16 protein-coding genes and 1 tRNA gene are annotated in these 18,765 nt (G+C 63.7%); 13 read left to right on the forward strand and 4 right to left on the reverse strand.

The window, feature by feature from the left end; translation table 11 throughout:
* The first annotated feature begins 7 nt into the window (after nt 1-7).
* The 7 genes from ACEE23_RS02015 (at nt 8) to ACEE23_RS02045 (ending at nt 7,395) form a co-directional block, all read left to right on the forward strand.
* On the forward strand, nt 8-979 hold the full coding sequence (locus ACEE23_RS02015) for a hypothetical protein (RefSeq protein WP_448871639.1): 972 nt from the start codon (nt 8-10) through the stop codon (nt 977-979).
* Nucleotides 980-2,734 (forward strand): hypothetical protein, encoded by a 1,755-nt coding sequence (locus ACEE23_RS02020; protein ID WP_448871637.1) that lies wholly within the window; start codon nt 980-982, stop codon nt 2,732-2,734.
* Nucleotides 2,735-2,873: 139 nt separating this feature from the next.
* Nucleotides 2,874-3,983, forward strand: coding sequence for a hypothetical protein (locus ACEE23_RS02025; protein WP_448871635.1), 1,110 nt, complete (start codon nt 2,874-2,876; stop codon nt 3,981-3,983).
* A gap of 10 nt (nt 3,984-3,993) precedes the next feature.
* A complete protein-coding gene (locus tag ACEE23_RS02030; RefSeq protein ID WP_448871633.1) occupies nt 3,994-4,596 on the forward strand; it encodes a carbohydrate-binding protein in 603 nt (200 codons plus the stop codon).
* A 13-nt stretch (nt 4,597-4,609) separates the two neighbouring features.
* Nucleotides 4,610-6,001: a GH25 family lysozyme gene (locus ACEE23_RS02035; RefSeq protein WP_448873515.1), complete on the forward strand. Its 1,392-nt coding sequence runs from the start codon at nt 4,610-4,612 to the stop codon at nt 5,999-6,001.
* A 250-nt stretch (nt 6,002-6,251) separates the two neighbouring features.
* Nucleotides 6,252-6,584: a hypothetical protein gene (locus ACEE23_RS02040; RefSeq protein ID WP_448871629.1), complete on the forward strand. Its 333-nt coding sequence runs from the start codon at nt 6,252-6,254 to the stop codon at nt 6,582-6,584.
* Nucleotides 6,585-7,020: 436 nt separating this feature from the next.
* A complete protein-coding gene (locus ACEE23_RS02045; protein WP_448871627.1) occupies nt 7,021-7,395 on the forward strand; it encodes a hypothetical protein in 375 nt (124 codons plus the stop codon).
* A gap of 35 nt (nt 7,396-7,430) precedes the next feature.
* Here ACEE23_RS02045 and ACEE23_RS02050 read toward each other — a convergent pair whose 3' ends face one another.
* The 3 genes from ACEE23_RS02050 to ACEE23_RS02060 form a co-directional block, all read right to left on the reverse strand.
* Nucleotides 7,431-8,069: a hypothetical protein gene (locus ACEE23_RS02050; protein ID WP_448871625.1), complete on the reverse strand. Its 639-nt coding sequence runs from the start codon at nt 8,067-8,069 to the stop codon at nt 7,431-7,433.
* Between the two features lie 109 nt (nt 8,070-8,178).
* The gene (locus ACEE23_RS02055) at nt 8,179-8,535 is read right to left on the reverse strand and encodes a hypothetical protein (protein ID WP_448871623.1); all 357 of its coding nucleotides are present in this window, start codon (nt 8,533-8,535) and stop codon (nt 8,179-8,181) included.
* A 281-nt stretch (nt 8,536-8,816) separates the two neighbouring features.
* Nucleotides 8,817-8,889: transfer RNA gene (locus ACEE23_RS02060), tRNA-Asn, on the reverse strand.
* A gap of 149 nt (nt 8,890-9,038) precedes the next feature.
* Between ACEE23_RS02060 and ACEE23_RS02065 the strand changes: the two genes are divergently transcribed.
* Complete coding sequence (locus tag ACEE23_RS02065; protein ID WP_368521666.1) at nt 9,039-10,268, forward strand: hypothetical protein; 1,230 nt, start codon at nt 9,039-9,041, stop codon at nt 10,266-10,268.
* Here the strand turns inward: ACEE23_RS02065 and ACEE23_RS02070 are convergent.
* Nucleotides 10,265-11,119, reverse strand: coding sequence for a hypothetical protein (locus tag ACEE23_RS02070; protein ID WP_368520258.1), 855 nt, complete (start codon nt 11,117-11,119; stop codon nt 10,265-10,267). The two genes, ACEE23_RS02065 and ACEE23_RS02070, sit on opposite strands and share 4 nt — an antisense overlap.
* 182 nt (nt 11,120-11,301) lie before the next feature.
* Between ACEE23_RS02070 and ACEE23_RS02075 the strand changes: the two genes are divergently transcribed.
* The 5 genes from ACEE23_RS02075 to ACEE23_RS02095 all read left to right on the forward strand — a co-directional run bounded on the left by ACEE23_RS02075 (nt 11,302) and on the right by ACEE23_RS02095 (nt 18,719).
* On the forward strand, nt 11,302-13,254 hold the full coding sequence (locus ACEE23_RS02075; protein WP_368521665.1) for a glycosyltransferase family protein: 1,953 nt from the start codon (nt 11,302-11,304) through the stop codon (nt 13,252-13,254).
* An 18-nt stretch (nt 13,255-13,272) separates the two neighbouring features.
* Nucleotides 13,273-14,538 carry a glycosyltransferase gene (locus ACEE23_RS02080; RefSeq protein WP_368520256.1) on the forward strand — a complete coding sequence of 422 codons (1,266 nt, stop codon included), beginning with the start codon at nt 13,273-13,275 and terminating at the stop codon, nt 14,536-14,538.
* Between the two features lie 109 nt (nt 14,539-14,647).
* Complete coding sequence (locus tag ACEE23_RS02085; RefSeq protein WP_368520255.1) at nt 14,648-15,985, forward strand: glycosyltransferase family 4 protein; 1,338 nt, start codon at nt 14,648-14,650, stop codon at nt 15,983-15,985.
* A gap of 14 nt (nt 15,986-15,999) precedes the next feature.
* Nucleotides 16,000-16,629 (forward strand): hypothetical protein, encoded by a 630-nt coding sequence (locus tag ACEE23_RS02090; RefSeq protein WP_448871620.1) that lies wholly within the window; start codon nt 16,000-16,002, stop codon nt 16,627-16,629.
* Nucleotides 16,626-18,719, forward strand: a complete 2,094-nt coding sequence (locus ACEE23_RS02095) for a glycosyltransferase (protein ID WP_448873511.1) — start codon at nt 16,626-16,628, stop codon at nt 18,717-18,719. Before ACEE23_RS02090 ends, ACEE23_RS02095 begins: the two co-directional genes overlap by 4 nt.
* Nucleotides 18,720-18,765: the final 46 nt, after the last annotated feature.

Genomic DNA, 18,765 nt, shown 5'->3' on the forward strand with positions numbered 1-18,765 from the left:
TGTGAGCATGGCTGATTGGGCATCGTGGAAAAAGACCGTTGACTACACCGTAAAAACCCAGGGTCGCTGGTACGGAATTGGGGATGCGGACGGTACTCCGCTGTTTACGTTGCCGATGCCGTCGGAGCCGGATACGCCAGACCAGTGGATGGACTCGGCAGACCTACAAGTAAAGTTTCCCGCCCGTGAGCCTGGCGGGGGCGTGAACCGTGCAGCAGAGCTTCTGGTGATGGACGCTTTGGAGGATTTCGACCCGTCTGGGCAGTTGCCTACCGCTGAGGGTGACTACATGCTGCTGGCAGCATTCCCTGGCCCTGGTGGGCGTGTGGTGCGCCGCGGCGGGGCAATCGTGCACGCTACCGCGCACGATGAGGACAACGATGGTGTCCCTTCGGAGATTACGATCCACGCGCTGAATTGCATGGACGTGTGGCACACCATTCCGGCGGTGTCGTGGCCGGCCGCTTGGTGGAAGGCAGAGCCCTACGAGGTGGGGTCGGATGAGTCGGGGCTTGAGTACAGGCAGAAGCGGCTCATGGCCCGGGTGGAGCTTGCAACGAACGCGATGTTTGTGTGGAAGAACGGTCCGGCCGCGGCTGTGATTCGCCGCCTGGCCCAAGAATCCCTGGACGCGGCGATGCGAACCCAATCTGACCCTGATGGTGTGAGGTGGGTCGATGACCCTTACCACGTGGTGGAAGTGCCGGAGGAAGACACATCGGAGGAAATCAGCATTGAGGCCCGTGATGGGTTCTTGTGGGAGACGGTGTCTAAGCAGGCGGAGAATGCTGGCGTGATTCTGGGGGCTTATATCTGGTGGCCGGGGGATAAGCCGGTCCGGTGCTGGTCTCAGGCTACGTCGAGTATGAGTCCTGGGGATGTGGATATTACTCCGAGTGAGGGGGAATCATCTCGCACTCTGGGGTATCGGGAGTTTGAGCACGCGATGATTGTGCTGACAGTGAAGGAGGTGGCCTAATTGGCGACACCGTATCTTATTGCTGATTCGGCACAGGTGACGGTGCTGCGCTCGCTCGCGTCTACGGCTTTCGGCCAGTACGGCCTGAAACTTCCTGAAGGTGTTGATCTTGAGGACGTGTATGAAGTTTCCGCTCCGGGTAATGAGCTGGCCTACGTGTCCAGCCTTGGTAGTAAACGTCGCGTGGGTGGCATGTTCCGCCGGTTCGTGAGAGCGGATGTGAGCGTTACCGCTGAGGGCGAGGACATGGTCCCGGCGTCGGATGTGGAACGTGTTCTGGACGAGGCTGCGAAGCGCGTGTCCGGTGATTTCTTCTTGGAGTCGGATATATCTAAGGCTGGTCTTGGCCCGTGGGTGCCGATGGTGGATTTCCATGTTGGGGATATTGCCAATGTGGAAATTTGGGGACGCGTGGTACCGCTGGCGGTGACTCGGATTGAGCCGAAGCGCACGGAGCACTCGGATAATGACTGGTCGGTACACGTTGGTGGGCAGTTGCTGTCGGATTCTGAAGCCCGGTTGGCGGAGAATGCTGATATTTATAGCGCGGTGGTCAGTGACCGGCGGGATCTTGCTGGGCTGGAGGCGAAGGCTTCGCAGGCTGCTGCTGCTGCGTCTCGTGCTCAGTCTGCGGCGGATTCGGCGCAGGTGACGGCTGATTCGGCGGTGGATGCTGTGCGTGAGGAGGCTGCACAGCGTCAGCGGGTGGATGATGAGCTGCTGGATGCGATTGATGGTCAGGCGAGGGAGGCTGAGAGGCTGGCTGATGGGCTGGCTGGGGCGGTTACGTCGGCTGATTTTGAGAAGTACGATGGTGAGCTGCAGCGTCGTTTGTGGGGTGAGCAGGGAGAATTTAATCGGATTAGTGCCCAGTTTCAGGATAAGCAGGGCCAGATTAATCGCCAGCAGGATGAGATTAACGCTGCTAACGATGCTTTTAAGGATCAGCAGCGGCAGATTAATGACGCCCGGGATGCGTTTGAGAAGTCGCAGGTGCAGATTAATGATGCGGTTGATTCTTCGGCGCAGGATCAGGCGGATTTGATTGAGTCGATGACTCGTCAGCTGGAGAGTTTGCGCTCACAATTGGCGGCGGTGTCGGGGTCAGTGTGGCAGGTCGGCACCCCGGATGATGGGATTTTTTCTATCGAACGGGAGTTGGTTCGCGGTTTTAATAAGTATTTTCTTGTTGTTGACGGGTCGTGGGTTGGACGCGGGGTAGTCAGCTTCAGCTATACGGAGGGGTACCGTGATTCCGCGAGGTCTGTCCCTGTCAGCGTTCCGATCGAGGTTGGGACGCAGCGGCGTTTCGAGCTCACGAACGACAAGCACCCATATGGGGTGATAGTGAATTACCGGGTTGATGACGGCCGGATGCGGGCCCGGGAATTGACGATCTCGTCTCAGACCGTGGGCCAGTCGTACACCGCGCTGACCAGTCGTTTTACTACCCCGATCGCGTCGCCCTACGCGGTCAACGTGGATTTGACATGGCTGAATGCCCACCGGGGGGCCCTGTATGCGATCCGTATCATGGCCTACGGGAAGAGTGGTTCGACCCGACTGGGGAGTATTTCGCGGGATTCTATCGGCCCGCTGGGCCCGGCGGGTAATGGGCGCCGCACGATGACCCTAGCGGTGGAGAAGCAGCTGGAGGCAGGCGTGGAGATCGTAGTGGAGGCGATGTGCGACCACTCTGGTGAGTTCCAGCGCCAGGTTGATGGTGGCAGTGTGACTATTTCGTGGATTGTTTAGGGGTTGATTTTTTATGCCTGTTTTGCAGGGAACACTTGTTGATGTGACGGCGGGGCCGTCGACGGCTAGTGAGGTGTGGGTGCGTGCTCCGCGGGGGCGTGTGTCTGGTACGCGTGTGGTGGTGCCGGAGACCAGGCGGGTGGAGGTGACGCAGGGGCAGTTCGAGGTGAATGTGGAGCCCGGCCCCGCCTACCTGGTGGTGGTGCACTCGACCGGCCCGCAGGAGCACGTGCCCCTGCTGGTCCAGGAGGGGATGTCCACGATTGCGGAGGGTGTCCGCTTGGGGGATGAGTCGTGGGCTGATTTCACGCCGTCGCAGGCTGATGCGATTCGTGCTGAGGTGGTGGCGTCGGTGGCGCAGGCGCGCCAGCAGGCGCAGGATGCGGCAGCGTCGGCTACGGCGGCGAGTAAGTCGGCTAGCGGGGCCGCCTCGTCGGCGTCGCAGGCTAAGGCGTCTGCGCAGGCCGCGAGCACGGCGGAAAAGAACGCGAAGGCAGCGCAGTCCGGGGCCCAGTCCGCACAGTCGGAGGCGAAGACGTCTGCCGAGGCTGCGGCGTCTAGCGCGTCGAAGGCGTCCACGTCGGAGCAGAATGCGGGGGAGTCTGCTACCAGTGCGAAGCAGGATGCTGACCGTGCCGCAAACATCGCCAGCAGCACGAGCTGGAATGGGGACAAGCTCACCGTCAACGGCAAAACGTCACCATCCCTCACCGGGCCTAAAGGTGACCCCGGCGACGTATCCAAAGCCCAGCTGGACACAGCCATCGCGTCGGAGAAAGCCCGAACCGTTGGGGTGACATGGACTGTGCCGAGGGAATCGGACGTGGCGGCTAAGGCCCGTGTGGCGCAAACGGGCGACTATATCCAGGTGGCACAGACCCACACTATCTACCGTACTGCGTCCGGCGGTGTAGAAGCTGTGAGTCACGGAACCCGCACCCTACAGGGGTACACCACCCCGGAATCCAACAGGAACCCTATTCAGTGGTTTGAAAGCGGTGACCCGTGGTGGGGCGTGAACTGGTCTCGGGTGAGCCCACCAGCAGGCAAGTGGCTCATCGAGCTCATCAATCCTCATGATTTCAGCGCCGGGCTTTATGTGGAGGACAGTTCTGTGGGGGCTGTCACTAAGGGCACGATGGCGCATCTGGCAGAGTTTTCGACTGCCGCGAAAAGTGACGTGTACGTACAGATACCAGTCGATAATAACTACAAGCCGATAACCCTCCGCTTCACCCCAATCAACTAGGAGAATTCAAATGACCGTACAGGAATTACAGGAACAGATTAGGCAGCTTGACGACACGGAGTTTCAGCGACTCCTCGCGTGGGTCGTCACCCCAGAGCGTGAGCGCCGACAAGCACAACCAGCCATCGAGCAGGCGAAGCAGGAAGCCGAGTCTGAGACCGCGACAAAGATTGCGCGAAAGCTAGCGAAGGAGCACCCGGAGCTGGTGGAAAAGTCAGCCGGGGAAGAAAGTGGGGAAGTGCGCGAGTGGGAACCGTGGCACCCACTGCGTGAGTCCACCCACTACCGATACGGTGATAAAACCCGCCACGGCGGCAGAGTCTGGCGTGACGTACTCGACCCCACCGGCGACAAGCTCAACGTCTGGGAACCAGGGGCGCCCGGTATTGACGAGCGCTACTGGGTGGAGGTGGAGCCGGAGGCCCCGGCCGAGGAGAGCGAGGACACCACCGAGGACGCGGAACCCACCCTGCCTACCTGGCGGCCTGGCGTGTCCTACCTGGCCGGCGAAGAAATTCTCTATGAGGGCCGCCGCTACCGCGTTATCCAAGGCCACACGTCGCAGGATGGCTGGGCGCCGAGCGCGGTCCCCGCACTCTTCCAGGAGGTGTAGGCCGATGGCTACCATGCCAGTGGGGGAAGGATTTTTTGTTACGTCGGGTTTCGGCCCCCGGTGGGGGACGGTGCACTATGGCACTGATTTTGGCCGTGGCGGTGGCTCCGGCGGTCACCCTGTCTACGCCGTGAAGGATGGCACTGTTACGCACTCCGGCGCCGCATCTGGCTTTGGCCAGTGGGTGGTGCTTGACCACCATGCGAATGTGGGTGGGGGCACTAGTGTGTACGGCCATGTCATCCCGGAGGTGCGCGCCGGCGCTTTCGTGCGCGAGGGCCAGCGCATCGCCCAGATTAACCCCGACTCGAATACGAATGGCGGGGTGGCCCCACACCTGCATATGGAGTGGCACCGGTATTCGTGGGCCCCGCCGGGGCCTAATCGTCTCGACCCGATGAAGACGGTGCTGAAGGGGGCTCGGTGGCCGGGTGGTGCGGCCCCCAAGGCGGCCCCTAAGCAGGCTACGAAGGGCGGGCAGTCCCTGCTCTACGGTGTGGACGTGTCCGAACATCAGAACGGGATGTCTCTCAAGCGCACTAAGCAGGAGGGTTTCGACTTTGCCATCCTGCGACTGTGCGACGGCACCTACCGCGATAAAACCTTCCGCTCGCACCTCGCGGACGCGGAGGGCGCGGGGATGCTCGTCTCCGCCTACTGGTATCTGCGCGCACCCAGTGAGGGTACCAGCATCGCCCAGCAGGTGGATGTCATCGACCAGCAAATGGGCGGGCGCCGTGACTTAGGCGTGTGGATCGATGTGGAGTCCGTGGACAGCGCGGGCCGCAAACTACTCACCGAGAAGGATGTGTGGGCCGCTAAGCGGGAGCTGGAAAAGCGCGGCTACCACGTACCAGGCATCTACAGCGGCGCGTGGTACTGGGAGAAAATGCCCGGCGGCGAGCCGTCCATGAAGGGCCTAGGCCACCTGTGGGTGAGCCATTACGGGCGGAACCGACGCGGGCCCGCCTCCACCACCTACCACGCGGACGGCGGCGCAAATCACCCCGGATGGTCATACCCACTGGGTGACCGGAAGCCCGACATTTTGCAATTCGGGTCGAACGGCGAAGTCGCCGGCCGCTTCCCCGTCGATGTCAACGCCTTTAAAGGCTCCCGCGACCAACTCAAGCAAATCTTCACCGGCAAAAACACACAGAAAGGCCCCCTCATGGCATTGACCGACCAGGAGCAGCGCGAGCTGCTCGACAAGACCCGCGACATCCACCACGAGCTCACGCACCGATTCCAGACCCGCTACAAGAGCGTGGACGGGGAGCAGTCCGGCTTCCGCGACACCCTCGTCGGCTACGTCCTCGAACTCGACCGGAAGGTCGAGGATATGCACCAAAATATGGTTCCGACAATTTGGAACGCAATTAAGGAGCTGCTTTCTAAAAAATGATATGCTCACTTTAAATGAACGGCCTCTGCGGTGCTACCAACACCGTTGCAGAGGGCCTCATGGAAGGAGCTTTAAAAAGTAGAAACGCCAGACTTTGCAAGGCATGCAGAAGGACGCATAACAGGGTAGGTAGGCACCCTGAACTAAAGCCCTATTTTCAGAAAATCTCTGACAGTTACTACTCGGAGATTATGAAGTAACTAATCCCCTGGCTAAGTGCCGGGGGTTTTCTAATGTAAGGATCAGAACAATGGCTAACCACGCCCGAACCACCGCTCCGAAGCCCCGCGCAGTCATCGGCACCCCCTGGTGGGTACGCCTCGCTGTCTACGTCGTCGTCGCCGTTGCTGGCCTAGTCCTGACCGTGCTAGGGGTCGCCCAGCCCGAGCAGGTAGACAGCTGGCTAGGCCAGACCGGCAGTATCGCCGCACTCGTCGGCGGCCTGCTAGCCGCCGTGAATACGGGCCGCGAGTCCGACGAAAAGCCCGTAGGTGTGCCGGTGCAGGCCAGCCCGCAGCAGGCGGGGTACCTCGACCACACTGAGCCGGCGCCGGCTACGCCCCGATTCTCCGCATACTACTAGCCCGACTCACCAACCGATAGGAGGGGTGACCAAATGCCACCAAAATGGCTAACCTCGGACGCCGTAGGCCTAATCATCATCGGTGCCGCGACCATACTGCGCGGCGTGTCCTACCTACCCCCACTAGTCAATACTGACCGGCGGGCAGCTCACCTGCTGGAGCACCTCGCGGCCCCGAGCACCTGGGCATGGGTATGGATCGCCGTCGGGGCCCTAGCCCTTACAGCCGCAGCAGCCAGCCGCCTACGGCCCCTAGCCGTCGGCGCGAGCATCGGCATCTATATCATGTGGGCGACGAGTTTCACCCTCATAGGCGGCCGTGGATGGGTGTCCGCACTCTCCTACGGATCGGTCGCGCTCCTCTCCCTATGGGCATTTAGTCGCGGCCGAATGATGGAGGTGCCGCCCCTGCCGCTGATGGAGGAGGCGCGGGCTCGTGGAGATAAGTAGCGAAATCTTCGTCCTGCTAGGCAGCTTGGCGGCGTCGGGCCTCGGATACCTCGGGGTCAAGACCACCGCCCGCTCGAATGTGAGGGAGAAGATCATTGAGGCAGATAAACCCGACTGGGCAGGATTCACAGACCGGATCACTGAGCGACTCGACGCGCAGCAGGTGGAGTTGAAAAATCAGGCCGACCAGATTATTAGCCTGCGCTCACGCGTGGAGACGCTACAAGAAACGATCGAGTCGACCCGCCGGAAGTATTGGGCAGCGATCGGTGGAATCCGCCGCATCGCCAGTCGAGATCAAACCGCGCTGGATACCGCCCGACTCCCGCCAGATGTGCAAGAAGACGTGCTCAACGGCTAACCCCCGCCCTCGTGGTGGGGGTCTTTTTTCATGCCTTAAACTTCCCCGTCCAGTAGTAGTTCCACCCCGTCTCGAATCATGGCCTCTTGGAGAACGCGTCGTTCCCACCCCATCGGCCGGTGAGGTAGCTGCTGTTCTTCCTTATCCTCCGGGTAGATGGTGATGGAGGCGGGCCGGTCTGCCCGTGCGGTCATTTCGTCCACATCCGCCTCGAAGGCCTCTACCAGCTGCCGGAGTTCTAGGGCCACGCCGCCGGGGATGGGGGAGGACCCGCCCACCCATCGGCGGATCGTCCGCTCGGTGACGTTGAGCTCGACCGCCAGGTCAGTCAGCGACAGGCCTAGGTAGTGCTGGGTGGCTTGCAGCTGTCCGCGAGTAGTCGGCTGGGGCATGTCGTGGGTGGTGTGCCAGGACACGGTGGGGACGTCCCAGACTTTGCAGGCGAGGGCCTCCAGCAAGTCCTCGTCCAGGGGGCGCGGGGTGGCGGGCTTCTCGTCCTCGTCGAACTCGGACTCGTCCAGCGGATAGACCGCCTGCACCTGGTCTTGCCAGTCGTCCATGTTTTTGCCGCTGTCTAGGGCCTCGTCGATAAGCAGCTTGCGCAGCTCCTCCAGCGACTCGCCCGTGGCCTCATGGGCGAAGCCGGACTTTTCTGCGGAAATGATGATGGTCATGTGGAGGTCTCCTTCTTATGTATGGCTGTGTGGTTTATGTATCTTCCCACAACTTCCCACAACTTCCCACAGTGTTAAGTTGAGTGGGAAGCTAGTGTGAAGCTGGGTCTTAGGCTGCTGCGTAAGCCAGGGGCTTAAGTTCGTCAATGAGCGCGGAGGCCTCTTTGCGGGTGATGCCGTCCAGTTCGACCTGGCGGCCGGCCTTGGCGGCCAAGGAGCGGATGTAGTCCAGCTGGCGTCCGGTCGGCTCCGTGCTCGGCGGGGTATCCGCGCCCGGCTGGCCTAGTAGCAGTTCGATAATCTTCGACGCCATCCAAGAGGAAGCCTGGCCGGTGTAGCAGGCCTCCAGGTCCAACTTGGGGTAGGCGCGCATCCCGACCGTGAGGCCGTCGGTGCCGGCGTAGGCGCCGGTGCGGTGGGCAAGGCTGGCGATGAATCGCTGCTGCTTCTCGGTGATGTTCTTCATGGTGTTGGCCCTTTCTGACCTTGTGGCTGGGACTGCTTCCCTGTGCCTGTATCTCTATTATGCACCATAAAACCCGCAATGTCCAGTCGGGTGGACAAATAGTGGGGAAGAACACACTATAGGGTTGTGGGCACCATACCCGCCCTCCCAAAAATCTGACGACATTTTGACGACAAAAGACCCCAAAAGACCCCTAAAAAGCCCAAAAGATACCCCCGCCAGAAATCGAGAAAACCCCCGCTGGCCAGTGTGTTTACTGGTCAACGGGGGTAATGATTTTGCTCCTCCAACTGGGCTCGAACCAGTGACCCTTCGATTAACAGTCGAATGCTCTGCCAACTGAGCTATGGAGGAATATCCATTCGCTGCAACGACTGCTCGCTGCAACGAGACATAACTATATTAGGAAACCTCCGAATAACACAAATCGCCAGGCAGGAGAGGTTATCTGGAATCGTATTGGCAGCGCGGAATGAGTGGGCTGTGGCAGGTAGATTAGAGGGGTGACTTCTCGGATATCTTTTCACCCGCACACGTGGACTAAGCGGTCCCTGGTGGTGCACACGGACCTGCCGGGGCCGCCGGAATGGGGCCCGGAGAAGCTGTGGCGCCGGCTTCCCGCACGGGCGCAGCGGCCGGTCCGCGTGAGCTTCACGTTTAATCGTGATGTCGCGGTCACGGGTGACTGCTTGGCGTTGGCGCTATCGACGCTGACGGGAAAGAACTTCGAGCGCATCGATTTCGGCTTCGAGGTATCCGCCGGTGTGCGGGAGGCTATTGCGGAGTGGACGCAGGCGGAAGTCAACGCCGAAGGCGCACCCGGCGGGGCGGGTACCGCGCCGGGCGGGGTGACGGAAGCGATCGCGGGCAAGGCGGTGCTGAACTTTTCCGGCGGGTTTGACTCCCTGGCGGCGCGCTACCTGCTGCCGGAAGATCATGAGCTGGTCTCGTTGGATTTCGGCGGAAGGTTTAGCCGCGAGCGGGAGTTCTTTCAGCGCTTCGACCCGATCCGCGTGGAGACCAACGTCGTGCGCACCCCGCTGCGGGCGAACTCTTGGTCGTTTATCGGCCTGGGGACCCTGCTGACCGCGGCCACCACGCGCGCGGAGTACTGCTCTTTCGGTTCCATCCTGGAATCGACCCGGTTCAAGCGGGGCAGCGCCTATGAGAACAACTTCACGTTCCCGCCGTTTGCGGCAGCGGGGATGACGAACGCGGCGCCGACGCTGGGCCTGACCGAGGCCGGCACGGTCTTGGTGCTCGCGCACAACGCGCCCGAGCTGCTGGCAGATTCGCTGCAGTCGCTGGCGGGACCCCGCGAGGAAAAGCTGGTGCGCAAGCGGGCGCTGGTCGAGGCGGTGCTCGCAGCGGCGGGCACGCCGGTGCGCCTTCCGCGCATCGAGATGCCGCCGGAGCCCTATTTCACCTTCGGGGATAACTTCACCACGGACCTGACCGCGATGTACTTGAGTTGGCTGGGGCACCCCGACCTAGCCCGGCAGTTGGTGCGTGGGTTCAGCCAGCAGATCGTGCGCGACGTGCGGGGCATGGATTTTGACTTCATGCGCAAGGCAGACGGGCGGATGTACCGCAACTACCCGGAGCCGCTGCGCGCCACGCTGACCGCGGGGCTGGACAAGGCCGGCATCGAGTACTACTCGGCCCAGGATGAGGAAGCCAACGCGGAGTTCCTGCGCTACTGGCAGGCCTTCAAGGCCAAACAGGCTGGCTAGGGCGTGATGCTGTCGCTGAACATGTCGTCGGCCAGCAGCTCGTCCCAGTGCCCGCCCAGGGAGACGGCGAATTCCAGGATGCCCTGGAGGAGATAGAACGGCGGTGGCGCGTGCCCCGGGCCCCAGTCGCCGACTAGGAAGCGGCGGCGCCCGGCGTGGTCGGCGGTAGCCTCCTTCCAGGGGCGGCAGTGCTGGGTCACGTGGAGCTCATCGTCGCTGCACTGCAGGTAGGCCACGTGGTTCGGAAAGGACTCGGCGTAGAGCGGGGTGACGTCAGTGACGGCGGGGATGTCCTCAATCGGCGCGCCCGCCCAGCTGCTGTCCAGGAAGGCCTTGACGTGACCGGGGTAGTAGCCGGCGATGGTGGTCTGCGGGTTCGCCACGATGGCTAGGGAGCCGGGGAAGCGGTGCGAGTAGTACAACGCGGCAAAGGCCCCGGCGGAGGAACCGTAGAAGATGAGGTGTTCTGCGTTGTCCAGCCCGTCCTGGATGTGGGTGAGGGCGCGGACCAGATCGTCCTGCAGGGGCAGGGACGGCGAACCGGTGAACCACCCGATGGCGGTGCTGCGCCCCAGCATCGGATCGGAGACGAAGACCAGATTGGCGTCCAGATTTTCGGTCAACTGCTGGCCCACAAACAGCGGCAGGCTGGTCGTTGCTGGGTCCGCGGCGGCGTGGAAGACCACGATGGTGGTGGCCGCCTGCCGGTCGACCACCATCAGTTCCAGCAGCGCGTCCTCGTAGCCGATGACCTGGATGCCGGGGGTGAGCTCGGCGTGGCAGAAATCGTCGAGGGACCGGTGGAGCACGGTATCCGCGCGGTAGCGCCGGTAGTTTCTGACGAAAGGCATGCGCACAAGTCTAGCGCTTTGCCTCGTCCACGTGTTCCACCCTGTGCACGCTCGCGAAAACGGGTGCAGCCTTAAACCGCAACCCTGCAGAGGTTGGTGGGCTTCGTTTAAGATGTTCGCAGTTAACATTTTCCTGTGACGCTGTGTTTCAGCGCTTCCCCGAACCGAAAACGAGCCCAGCGATGAACCTTTCCGAACTACGGACCGCCTTGTGGCACCTGCGCAAGGGCGGTTTCCGGCAGCTGGGCCGGCACCTGGAGCACCGGGAGAATCTCCGGCTGAAGGCCTCGCAGGACGCGGCGGACAAGCAGCGGGTAGAGGAGATGAAGCGCGCGGAGCTGCGCGGTTTCGATCCGCTGGACTTCGAGGAGTTCCCGGAAAACACGTCCCGGCCCAAGCCTTTTGGCCATTACCGGGTGGGCGCCATCCTGGATGATTTCTCGCACCTTGCCTGGGGAGGGGAATTCGACCTGGTGCCGGTCTCCCCGGACAACTGGCGCGAGGAGATTGCCGAAGGTATTGATTTCCTGCTAGTTGAGTCCGCCTGGCAGGGAAACTCCGGGGCGTGGCGCTATCAGGTCGTCGGCAGCAACGCCCCCTCGGACAGCCTGCGCGAGTTGGTCGCGCACTGCCGGAGCACCGGCATCCCCACGGTGTTCTGGAACAAGGAGGACCCGGCCCACTTCGAGGATTTCCTCGCTTCCGCGGGGCTCTTTGAGGTCGTCGCTACTACCGATGCCGCCTGCGCGCCCCGCTACCAGGAGGCGCTGCCGGGCAGCCGCGTGGTGGTCGCTCCCTTCGCCGCCCAGCCGCGGGTGCACAACCCCATTCGCACTGGAGTCAGCGGGCGCTACCAGCGCGGGGACCTCTGCTTTGCGGGAACCTATTTCCGCCACAAATTCCCGGACCGCGCCCGGCAGATGGATTTCATCCTGCGCGCCGGGCTGCTAGCTAGCGACAACCTGCATTCGGCGCTGACCATCTATTCGCGCAACCAGGAAGTGGACGAAAAATACACCTTCCCGGAGCCATTCGGCGAGTGGGTCGTAGGCGCGTTGCCCTATGGCCGGATGCTCAGCGCGTACCGCGGCTACAAGGTCTTCCTCAACGTCAACACCATCACCGATAGCCCGACCATGTTTTCCCGCCGCGTGATTGAGCTGCTCGCCGCCGGCACCGCGGTGGCAACCACACCGGCAGAGGGGATATCCCGCCTGTTCGGCCCCGGCGAGGTCTTGAGCATCGACGGCCCCGTGGCACAGCCCGTCGAGGACGCGGAGGAAGCTATCGATGCGGCTGCGGCGAGCATCGAGGCCCTGGTGCGCTCCCCGCTCGCGCGGGACCGGATGGTGCATAAGGCCCAGCGGATCATCTGGGAGGGGCACACCTATACCCACCGCGCCGAGCAGATCGTCCAAGCTGCGGGCCTGCCTGCGGACAACGAATGGACCGGCCGGCCGAAGGTCACGGTCATCATGGCTACCAACCGGCCGGAGCGCGTGGCAGAGGCCTTGGACCAGATCGTGGGCCAGCGCGAGGTCGAGCTAGAAGTCCTGGTGGGCCTTCACGGGATTGCCGCCCCGGAGCAGGTCCCGGATGGGGTGCGCCTGCGCAAGTTTCCCGCGGAGGCGAGCCTGGGCGAGGTCCTCAACGGGCTGGTGGGCGAGGCCAGCGGTGACTACGTGGCCAAGATGGACGATGACGACTGCTACGGGCCGGACTACCTGCGCGACCAGGTCAACGCCCTGCGCTATTCCGGGGCCGACGTCGTGGGCAAGCAGGCGTCCTACCTGTACCTGGCCGACACCAACGAGCTCGTACTGCGCAAACCGTGGCGCGAGCACCTGTGGACCGACCTGGTCCTGGGCGCGACGCTGACCGGCAGGAGGGAGACATTTGTGGAGCATCCCTTCCGGGAGCTCGGCAGGGGCGAGGACACCCAGTTCCTGCGCGACGTGGCCGCCGCGGGCGGGAAGATTTATTCGGCCGACCGTTTCAACTACATCCAGGTCCGCGCCGCCGCCGGGCACACCTGGGACGTGGAGGCCTCGGCGCTGAAGCGCAACGGGATCGTGGAAAGCTACGGGCTCAACCGGGACCACGTCTTCGTGGGCCGGGAAGCAGACGAGGACTAGGGCAGGGGAGAGTACAACATGTTTTTCATCGGACGCACGCGGTACAGCTTGTTCAACCCGACCTCGACGTCGTGGCGGCTGACCCAGCAGGACGGCGCTGCGACCGCGGGCGCTAAAGCTAACGCGAAAACCGCGAAGAGCGTGGAGAATTACAAGAAAGAGCTCTACGCCCCGGCCCGCTTAGACCTGCGGGAGGAAATCTTCATCCAGCACACGCTGCCGGCCTTGGCCGCGGCCGCGCGGGATTTCGACGTGGTGCACGTGGTCTCCTACTCGGAGTCGCTGCCGGAAAAGTACCAGCGCAGCCTGGCCGAGGCGGCGCAGCGCTACGATTTTCTGCACCTCGACAAGCGGCCCGACGGCAAGGCCGGGACCCCGTTGGCAGAGATCGCGCGCGAGCACGTGGCCGCGGGCGAGGCCTTCGGACAGTACCGGCTCGACGATGACGACGTGCTGAGCACCGAATACTTCGCCACCATGGCGCGCTACGTGCGGCCGGAGTACTGCGGGATGGCCGTCAGCCTGCCGCTCGGGGTGGAGGGCATCCTCCACCGGGGTCGCGTGACGAACCTGCGGCAGGCGCATTTCCCCATGAACTCCATGGGGCTGATGTACGTCTGCCAGTTCGCCGAGGACGGGAAGCTGCAATCGCCCCGGCCGGCCCCGCACAACATGGTGGACCGGAAAAGCCCGGTCATCCTGGACTCGCGCAAGCTGGGGTATTTCCGCTTCAACCACCTGTCCCAGGACAACGTCCTGCGCGCCAAGGACGGGCCCTCCATGTCGGGCCTGGTCAAGGCGATGTCCAAGTACCCGCGCTTCGAGGACGGCGAATCCCTGGGGCGCCTGTTTCCCACGGTGGCACCGCTGGTCGTGGACGAGCGCACTGCCTCTGCCTTGCCCCGCCCCACCCTGGTCTGGACAGCCGCCCGGCTAGCGATGCCCCGGCCGCTGCAATCCTTCCGCCTGGAGCTTGATCATATTTTCGCGCCGACCGCCCGGCCCCACCAAGGGCTGGTCACCCTGGACATCCAGACCGCCGACGGGCGCCCAGTCCCCGGCGGCGCCTCGCTGCCGGGCGTGCCGAAGTCCGCGCAAGCGGAGGTGGGCTACTACAAATACCTGGACTCCCGCCCGGGGAGCGGTTCCAGCACGGTGGAGGTTTTCCTCCCGGATGGCTACCGCGTGGTGGGGATGGGGGTGCGCCGCTTCGGTAAATCCCTCCCGTTTTTCCTTCGGAGTGCCGAATTGAGCTTTCCGAGCGAGCAATCGGAAGTAAGGTAGGAAAAGTGGTTACTAAAAAATCTAGATAATCTTTGGTTGATACTGAGCCACCGGCCCAGTACTTGAGAAAGCCAGACATCCGTCCGTGAGAGAAAGCACCTAGTTTGCCGTGAAGATCCTTGTCCTTTCCCAGTACTGGTATCCGGAAAACGGGGTACCGCAGCGGCGGTGGGCGTGGCTCTCGCGGATCCTCATTCGCAACGGGCACCAGGTCACCGTCATCGCGCCGCCCCCGCACTACCAGCGCAAAATCTCTCTCCGGCAATGGCTGGACCAGCGCAGTTTCCGCTCCGCGCAGCACGCCGAAGAAGGCCCGGCAGGGGAGCGGATCATCCGCTCGGGGTTCTTCCCCGCGGGCCGCTCGTTGACGCAGCGGATTTTCAACCAGGCATCGGTAGCCGCTTCAATGGTGCTGATGCACCTGAACCCCTCCCACCAGGTCCGCAAACTGCGGCCGGACTTGGTCATCGGCACCGTGCCGGCCCTGCCGACCTCGGCGGTGACGCGGCTGGTCGCGGGTATCCACCGGGTGCCCTACGTTCTCGATTTGCGCGACGCCTGGCCGGATCTGCTGCGCGAGAGCCGCGACTGGAATTCCGGGACCGGACGGAGGACCCTGCGCGAAAAGATCTTGAGCCGCGGGCCGCTCCAAGTGCTGACCAAGGCCACCGAGAAAACCATGTACTCGGCGCTGCGCAAGTCCGTCGGCGTCATCACCACCACACAGCGCGAGAGCGACTACCTGGCCAACTACTTCGCCCGGACCATGCCGGGACCCAAGCCGGAGCTGACCACCATCCGCAACGTCTTCGCGCCCCGCTCGGACTACGACCGGCAGGTCAGCACACCGCGCGAAGGCGGCCTGAACGTCCTGTACGCCGGGACGCTGGGGCGGGCCCAGAAGCTGGAAAACGCGCTGGAGGCCGCCAAGATCGCCCGGGACAAGGGCCTGGACGTGCACCTGCGGATGATCGGCGACGGCGCTACCTGGTTCGCCCTGAATGAGCGCGCGGAAGAATTGGGCCTCGATGTCGAGTTCCACCACCGGCTGCCGGCCGACCAACTGCGGGAATACTACGAGTGGGCGGATACCGCCCTGGTGCACCTGACCGATTGGGACGCCCTGGAGCGCGCTATCCCGTCCAAGACCTACGAGCTCATGCAGTTAGGTATCCACATCAGCGCGGCCGTAGCCGGGGAGGCCGCGTCGCTTATCCACCAGCTGCGCGCCGGCCACGTGATGGAGCCGGAAAACCCGGAGGCCCTAGCGGAGCTGTGGATTAGCCTCGCTAAGAACCCGGAGATGCTCCAGGTCGGGGAGACCGGCAGGAAGTGGGTGGAGCACCAGCGCGACGAGGTGGTGCCGGCCAACCTGCTCGACATCCTCGCCCGGATTGAGCGCAACAACGCCCACCTGCAGCGCAACCGGCAGAACGCGACCAGGTAGGCGGCACATTCACCATGCGTATCAGCAGCCTAGAGGCCTACCAGGCCACAAACAGCACGAAGCTTCAAAACCCGGAGCGCCCCGCCGCGGAGCCCGCGCGCCCGGTGGTAATCCTTGACGACTCCGCGGCGCCGGTCTCCCTGGCCTCCGTTCCCGGGGATGCCATCTTCCTGTCCGGGCTGCCGGACACGTGGCCCGCCGAGGGCGGCCGGCTCATCCTGGTCAATACTCCCGAGCCACTCACCCTGGACGCCGCCTCCCGGTGGCTCAGCGCCGGCCACGCGCAGGCAGAGTACTGGGCAGATACTAAACACCTGGCGCGGATGGTGGGGCTGCTGCGCGCAGACGTCCCGGAAGAGCGCGCGTGCGTGACCGGATTCGAGGCTGAAGGAGGATGGCTGCGGCTGCGCCTAGGCACAGCCTCGGGCCCGACCCGCTCCAGCGAAGACTTCGTGCGGGGGCTAGCCGCCCAGGCGGGGGTCGGCCCGGAGCCCGAGCCAGAGCCTGCCGAGCCGACGCTGTCGGAGCCCAGCCTGGGCTCCCTGGTGGTCAAGAAGGTGGTGCCGCTGGCCAAGCCCATCAAACAGTACCTGCCGGCCACGCTGGTGGCCTACCTCTACAAGGGATTGGAGAAGCTGCGATGAGCCGCGGAGCATTCCAGCCGGGTATCAGCGTCGTCGTGCCCTCGTACCAGGGCCGCGAGCGCTTGCCAGCCGTGGTCGACTCCCTGACGGCACAGACGCTCGCCCCGGAGCTCTTCGAGGTCATCGTGGTGCTCAACGGGCCGGCCGACGGCAGCTACGAGGCCCTGGCCCAGGCGCGCGCGGAGCACCCGGGGCTGAACCTGCGGGTTCTGACTAGCGATGCCCCAGGCGCCAGCCGCGCCCGCAACCTCGGGCTGGCCGCGGTGCGGCGGGAATACGTCACCTTCCTCGACGATGACGACTGCCTCGAGCCGCGTTTCCTCGAGCTAGGGCTGGCCACCGCGGGGCCGGGGGTGGGCGCGCTGCTGCCGATAGTGGACGTGCGCGCCGGGCAGCGCGACGAGTCCACGAGCCTGGGCGTGCGGATTAAGGCCCTGGCGGGGACGACGCAGCTTGCGCGCAGCACCGCCTGGGCCCTGGGCTTTAACGCCTGCAAGGTGGTCCCGAGCGCGGTCCTGACCCGCTACCGCTACGCCGAAGACCTGGCCTCCGGCGAGGACGTGGTCTTCTTCGCGCACCTGCTCAAGCACCCGGACCTGGCCCTGCGCGTGCCGCAGGATCACGCCGGGGCCGCCTACCTGCGCACCCAGCGCGCCGGGTCGGTCAGCCGGCAGGAAAGCTCGTACGAATTCAGTGTGCGCCAGCGCCTGGCCTGCATCGCTAGCCTGCGCGGCATCGATGTCCCGGAGGCCTCCGCAAGAGCACGTGAGAGCCTGGAGGCCGCCCAGTTCTCCTTCGTGCGCGATTACCTGAAGACGAATCCGGAGGACGTGGACGCGGCAATCGCGGAGGCAGTCAGCCTCAAAGTGCCGGGCCTGCCGTGGGCCGACCTGCGCACGGGCAAAGCGCGCCGGCTGGTGATCTCCTATTGCTTCCCGCCCTATGCGGATACCGCGGCCAACGTCGTGGCCAAGCACATCGCCGCACGCGGCGAGCTCGTCGACGCCATCTTCGCCGATATGTCCCGCGTGCGCTCGCAGGATCCGTCGACGCAGCTTATCGTCGAGCCCTACCTGGCCCAGCGGACCGAGATCCGGGTCGATCCTTCGTTCGCGGCCTGGCCGCTGATCTCCAGCTTTGCCCGGAAGGCCGCGCGGGTGGCCGGCAAGCGGATGAAATCCGCCCACCCCTACGAGGAGATGTACTCGCGTGCCCTGTGGTCCGGCTCCCACGTGGCCGCGGCCTTGGTCAAGCTCAAGCACCCGGGGCTTTACTGGGAGGCGGAATTTTCCGATCCCCTGCGCTTCGGCGTGGACGGCGAGCCCCGGGAAGGAGCTATCACCCCGGGGCTGACCACGCTGCAGCTGCGGCGGGCGGTCTCTTCCAGCCGGTGGCCGGGTCTCGCCCTGGAGACCCACTTCGCCCTGACTGAGGCCGTGACCCTCATCCACGCCGACCGCCTGGTCTTTACCAACGCCAACCAGCGCGAGGTCATGCTGGCCCCGTACCCGGAGGGGCTGCAAGAAGAAGCGCGGGCGAAATCCGTCATCCGGCCGCACACCCCGCCGCTGAGGGAGCTGTTTTCCTTGGGTGACTCTAAGGCCCAAGCGGTTCCAGATAAGATCAACATCGCCTATTTCGGCAACTTCTACGCCAACCGTGGCATGGGCCCGGTCTTGCGGGCGCTGGCCATCCTGCCGGAAAACGCGCGCCAGCGCTTTGTCCTGCACATCTACTGCGGCAACCCCGCGGCCGTCGATGCCCTCCGGTGGCAGCAGGCCGCCGAAGCACCCGGAGCGCCCGTCGATGTGCGCGCCTACCCTTACGCGGATTACCTGGACTTTTTGGCTACCACGGAGGACTACGACGTGCTGCTGGTCAACGACGCGGAGACCACCGGGTCCGCCTTCGCCGTCAACCCGTTCCTGCCGTCGAAGTACTCCGATTATTCTGCCTCCAGCACGCCGGTGTGGGGGATTGTCACCGCCGACTCGCCGCTGTCGCAGCTACCGCTGGACTTCTACAGCCCATCCGGCGACACGGACGCGATAGTAAAAACCCTTTATCATTTGCTAAAGGAAGTTGACTAGACTGGTTGAAGTTTCAAGTGAAAACAAAGAGGTACGTCAAGACAAT

The organism is Corynebacterium sp. 32222D000AT (genome assembly GCF_053546955.1).